Origin of the sequence: Cupriavidus sp. SIMBA_020 (assembly GCF_046535395.1) — a bacterium.
Taxonomy (GTDB): Bacteria; Pseudomonadota; Gammaproteobacteria; order Burkholderiales; family Burkholderiaceae; genus Cupriavidus; species Cupriavidus campinensis.
In genome coordinates this window covers 1-444 of record NZ_JAWRWU010000077.1, presented here as the reverse complement: position 1 = coordinate 444, position 444 = coordinate 1, and the positions used below count along the sequence as shown (strand labels likewise).

General features: G+C 70.5%; 1 protein-coding gene. It reads left to right on the top strand.

Annotated features, from left to right (window positions below):
• Positions 1-444 (top strand): formylglycine-generating enzyme family protein (locus SB751_RS28230; protein WP_410748814.1); only part of this gene is annotated, 444 nt, incomplete at both ends.

Sequence of the window (444 nt, the reverse complement as noted above, 5' to 3'; positions counted from 1 at the left end):
ATCGAGGCGTCCGGCTACGTGCCCGAATCCGAGGCCGACGGCACCGGCGGCTACGGCTACAACGTCGCCTACGATCCCGACAAGACCGAACGCGGTGACGCCTTCGAAGGCCGCGATACCCGCTATTCGTGGCGCAACCCCGGCTTTGCCCAGACGGATGAGCACCCCGTGGTCAACGTCAGCTGGAACGATGCCACCGCCCTGGCACGCTGGCTCAGCCAGCAGGAAGGCCGCGTCTACCGCCTGCCCACCGAAGCCGAATGGGAATACGCGGCACGGGCCGGCGGCCGCGCCCGCTATCAACACGGCGACGACCCGGCGGGCCTGCCGGACGTGGCCAATACGTTCGATGCTGACGCGGCGCCGTTGTGGCCCAGGTGGCAGGCCTTTGCGGCCCCGCGCAGCGACGGCCACACCTTCACGGCGCCGGTCGCCCGCTACGCC